The organism is Bartonella sp. AP11XZML (assembly GCF_042196445.1).
Taxonomy (GTDB): Bacteria; Pseudomonadota; Alphaproteobacteria; order Rhizobiales; family Rhizobiaceae; genus Bartonella.
The window spans coordinates 1-3,919 of record NZ_JBHIQF010000031.1 but is presented as its reverse complement, the minus strand read 5'-3'; the positions used below and the strand labels follow the sequence as shown (position 1 = coordinate 3,919).

Below are 3,919 nucleotides of genomic sequence, written 5' to 3'. Positions count from 1 at the left end.
GGTTCTTTGTCAAGGACGCCGTTAGGCGCCCTGTAATGGTTTCCTTGACACTAAGAACCAAGACTTGTTAGTCCTCTCATTGAACGCGGGTCTGATCTCATGATTTTGGTGAGCGTTCCGGAGAGTTTGAGAGGCGGATAGCCTCTCATTAAAAAATAAAGTTTATAAATAAAAACTATTTTTATTTGCCAATCTCCTGAAATTGTTTTATCATTTTAGAAATATTTTTGGTCGTGTACGCAGCGATCAATAGGGAAATAAAGCCCTAAGTTCGAGAGTAAAAATTAGCCACTATGTGGTCACCCGGAATTCCGGGAGTTTTTGTTATGTCCAAGTGCTTCTCAGCACTAAAAGCAAAAAGCTGACTCGAACTCAGCACTTTATTACTCCCGGAATACCAATGCGAGGGCGCTCGCTCCCGGTAGGGGGGAATTAAAAGTGCAAACCAAAACTCCACATTTAAATGACGTTTCTGTAGGGGAAAAAATTCGCTCTAGAAGAAAGCACATGGGAATTTCTCAGACAGAGTTAGGAAACAAATTAGGAGTAAGCTTCCAACAAATCCAAAAATATGAAAAAGGCTCAAATCGTGTAGGAGCTGGACGTTTGCAGGAAATCGCTAATATACTAGATGTTCATATCTCCTTTTTTATACCGATATTTCAGAAAAAAGAAATATTTCGTACCCTTATAATGAAGGACTTCATAGTAAAGAAGAATACTCCCTTTTAAAAGGTTTTAGAAAACTTAATCCTAAAAAACAGAAAGCAGTTTTGTGTTTGTTTTCTGAATAAAATGAATACTTTTAAAATTATAGCACATGCTGCTTTAAGCTGTTTATAAATAAGCATTTTAATTATAAATATTTATTACGTATTTTGTACGTAAATAATAAATAATCACTATTTATTTTGTGTGTAATTGTTATTTACGTAATTTTCAATAAGACGATTAAGAAAATCACCACCATCTTCATTAAGTTCGTCTGCTAAAGACCAAAAACTGTCTCTTACTTCTGGTTCAAGTGCAAGTGTTAATCGTGCTGTTTTTAAACTACGTCTTCTACGTCCACTACCACTTTTTGTTTCTACACTATGACGTGTCGTAAAACCATTATTTTGACCTATCTTACCTAATTCTTGTTCATCTACTTTTTGTGCTTTTGTAAACGGTTTTAAATTTTGAAGATCCGGTAATACAATTTCAGCTCTTTTTGTCATGCTACTTTGTCCTTTAATAAATTTTCATTATCCAATACCTTCACAACAGCGTTAGCAAAAACCGTTGCATTTTCTTGTGCTGCTTGAGGATTATTCACATCAGAAGATGCTAAATCAAAGAGAGACCCCCCTATCTGAAAAAGAGCACTAAAAGCTCCTCTTTCAGTTAATGAAGCAGGTAAAATAGGAAGGTTAGCTTTTTCTAACGTTTTTTCTATATGCTGTCCTTCGCGACTGTTTAAGGTATTAGTCATAGAAAATACGATACGAAAAGGTATTTCTCTTTTAAAAAACTGACTCTGTTGTTTTATTAAAGCAATGATCTTTCCTATCTGATCTCCATCAAGTTGTTTTTTTCTCATAGGAACCAAAACTAAATCCGCTCTCCCTATAGCAAAAGAAGCCGCAAGATTAGCAGAACCTTCAAGATCAACAATAACAAATGGAAACTGTTCTACAGCATCATCAATGCAAGAAACAATATTCTGTTCTGTAACATTTCCAGAAACTTCTATATTTTGGGGCATTGTATCTACAGATCTTTTCATCCATGTCACAAGTGGTTGATTTGGGTCTGCATCAATTAATTTCACCTTAGATCCGGCTTTAGCAAAAACGTTAGCTAATACTAATGCCATTGTGGATTTTCCAACACCACCTTTTGTTGAACACATAGTAATTACAGGCATTAAAATATTCCTTATTCAATGAATAAACACTAAATAAATAACATTTATTTATTACGTATTTATTAAAACTATAAATAATTATTATTTATTTAGTGAATATTTATTATTTACGTACAAAATACGTAATAAATATTTATATTTTGTAATTTCAAATCAGGTATAATCGGGTGTGCACATTCCAGTATGCAAACGAGTTTATTTCACAATTTCGTTTCTTGTGAGTAATTGATTTTTACATTACTTTTATATATATTAGATAATTATATAGTAAGAGGAATTTTTTATGTCTTCATTAACAGTTACAGCAAAAGGACAAATTACGCTAAAGCGGGATTTACTACAGCACCTTGGTGTTAAACCAGGTGAGAAGATTAACTTTGATAAGTTACCAGGTGGTGAACTTCGTATAAAAGCGTCACAGCCTACAAGCACTATTGAGAGCTTTATTGGACGATTTTCTGGAAAACTAAAAAAACCTCTAACCATTGAAGAAATGAACGAAATTACAGCTTCTAGTTGGGCTGGGAAAAAATGAAGATTTCTGTAGATACAAATGTTCTAGCTCGTGCTGTTTTACAAGATGATAAAAAGCAAGGGGAGGTAGCAAGTAAGATTTTAAGAGAAGCTTCTCTCATAGCTATTTCTCTACCTTGTCTATGCGAACTTGTTTGGATACTTCGACGAGGTGCAAGACTATCAAAAGAAGATGTAGTTGGAATGTTACGCGATCTGCTAGCAACCAGTAATATAGTAATGAATAGACCAGCTGTTGAAGCAGGGCTTGCTATTCTAGAGGCTGGTGGTGATTTTGCTGATGGAATTATAGCTTATGAAGGTAATTGGCTAGGTGGCGAGATATTTGTTTCGTTTGATAAATTAGCAATCGACCTGTTAAAGAAAAACGGGAAATCAGTAAAACTCCTTTCTTAATGAGTGAGCTAATACCTATAAAAGAATAAGCTATAGATATGGATTTTCCAACACCACCTTTTGTTGAACACATAGTGATTACAGGTATTAAAATATTTCTTATTTACTAAATAAATATTATTTATTTAGTACGTATTTTGTACGTAAATAATAAACATACTTCAATGCATCACGTCATGGAAAAGAACTATCAACTTGGCGCAGTTTATCTTAATTTTCCAATGTTCTTGGCATGGTAATGATAGGCTTTATTTTTGTAGACTTAATATTTATACGTTCAATAAATAAACGCNAAACTTCCATCCATGATAAGGTTTTGTTTCGTTATATGCACAATTAAACCACGTTCACTGGCTGCTTTGAGAATTTCTAAAACAGCAAGAGAAGAACCAGCTATACGAGAAAACTCCGGTGTGAGTAAAACATCACCACACTCCGCTTTTTCAATTAAAGCACCAAGTTTACGCTTACGCCAATCTTTTCCTCTACTTGCAATTTCTTCCTCAATATGAAGTGGTGCAAAGCCATTTTTATTAGCATATTCTAACAATCCGAATTTTTGATTTTCTGTATCTTGTCCATCACGAGAAACACGTAAATAAGCATAAAATTTTGGCATTTTCAGTAAAAAGGTTATTTTTGATTAAAACTGATATATTATTGCATAGAAAAAATAGGAATTAAATATACAATTTTCGTTCATAAAAAATGATCGTTTTTTCTGATAGAATATTACTCAGTATATTAAAAATATCATCGTTTAAAACAGAAAGATAAGCAATAAAATTAAATTTTTAAATGTTGAGAACGCTGTTGAATAATATTAATGATTGCATCAAAAACTTCAGACCGCAAACCTTCACCCTCGAGTTCTTTCTTTAATTTTATTGCTTTATCATTGATTGAATCAGCCATTCTTTTTATTTGCTTGTTTAAGGAAAATTGAGCGGATTTAGTATCCGCAACCATTTTATAAAAATGACGTAAATATATTTTTTCAGGTATATATTCTCCTCCTATTTTCATAGCCATTTTTTGAGATAAATCTGAATAAATAGCTGTGCTTAACAAATCATATGC

4 protein-coding genes and 3 pseudogenes are annotated in these 3,919 nt (G+C 32.9%); 3 read left to right on the top strand and 4 right to left on the bottom strand.

Translation table 11 applies throughout. The features are described from left to right. The first annotated feature begins 438 nt into the window (after positions 1 to 438). Positions 439 to 794: pseudogene (locus ACFIMG_RS02935) on the top strand (helix-turn-helix domain-containing protein). Between the two features lie 108 nt (positions 795 to 902). Here the strand turns inward: ACFIMG_RS02935 and ACFIMG_RS02930 are convergent. Continuing rightward, a complete protein-coding gene (locus ACFIMG_RS02930; protein WP_375679145.1) occupies positions 903 to 1,220 on the bottom strand; it encodes a hypothetical protein in 318 nt (105 codons plus the stop codon). Then, positions 1,217 to 1,909 (bottom strand): AAA family ATPase, encoded by a 693-nt coding sequence (locus tag ACFIMG_RS02925; protein ID WP_375618681.1) that lies wholly within the window; start codon positions 1,907 to 1,909, stop codon positions 1,217 to 1,219. Before ACFIMG_RS02925 ends, ACFIMG_RS02930 begins: the two co-directional genes overlap by 4 nt. Before the next feature lie 283 nt (positions 1,910 to 2,192). On the opposite strand from ACFIMG_RS02925, the gene ACFIMG_RS02920 reads away from it, so the two are divergent. Both ACFIMG_RS02920 and ACFIMG_RS02915 read left to right on the top strand, forming a co-directional pair. Continuing rightward, positions 2,193 to 2,444 carry an AbrB/MazE/SpoVT family DNA-binding domain-containing protein gene (locus ACFIMG_RS02920; RefSeq protein WP_375630653.1) on the top strand — a complete coding sequence of 84 codons (252 nt, stop codon included), beginning with the start codon at positions 2,193 to 2,195 and terminating at the stop codon, positions 2,442 to 2,444. After that, a complete protein-coding gene (locus ACFIMG_RS02915; RefSeq protein WP_375675804.1) occupies positions 2,441 to 2,839 on the top strand; it encodes a type II toxin-antitoxin system VapC family toxin in 399 nt (132 codons plus the stop codon). The genes ACFIMG_RS02920 and ACFIMG_RS02915 overlap by 4 nt, the downstream gene beginning before the upstream one ends. A 295-nt stretch (positions 2,840 to 3,134) precedes the next feature. On the opposite strand, the pseudogene ACFIMG_RS02910 reads toward ACFIMG_RS02915, so the two are convergent. Together ACFIMG_RS02910 and ACFIMG_RS02905 are read right to left on the bottom strand one after the other, a co-directional pair. Next, positions 3,135 to 3,458: pseudogene (locus ACFIMG_RS02910) on the bottom strand (recombinase family protein); the annotation flags it as partial. Between the two features lie 167 nt (positions 3,459 to 3,625). Continuing rightward, positions 3,626 to 3,919, bottom strand: a pseudogene (locus ACFIMG_RS02905) (type II toxin-antitoxin system HipA family toxin); the annotation flags it as partial.

Excerpts from the sequence above, each read along its gene's own strand:
- ACFIMG_RS02930 (WP_375679145.1), bottom strand. The coding sequence starts at position 1,220 with ATGACAAAAAGAGCTGAAATTGTATTACCGGATCTTCAAAATTTAAAA.
- ACFIMG_RS02925 (WP_375618681.1), bottom strand. The coding sequence starts at position 1,909 with ATGCCTGTAATTACTATGTGTTCAACAAAAGGTGGTGTTGGAAAATCC.
- ACFIMG_RS02920 (WP_375630653.1), top strand. The coding sequence starts at position 2,193 with ATGTCTTCATTAACAGTTACAGCAAAAGGACAAATTACGCTAAAGCGG.
- ACFIMG_RS02915 (WP_375675804.1), top strand. The coding sequence starts at position 2,441 with ATGAAGATTTCTGTAGATACAAATGTTCTAGCTCGTGCTGTTTTACAA.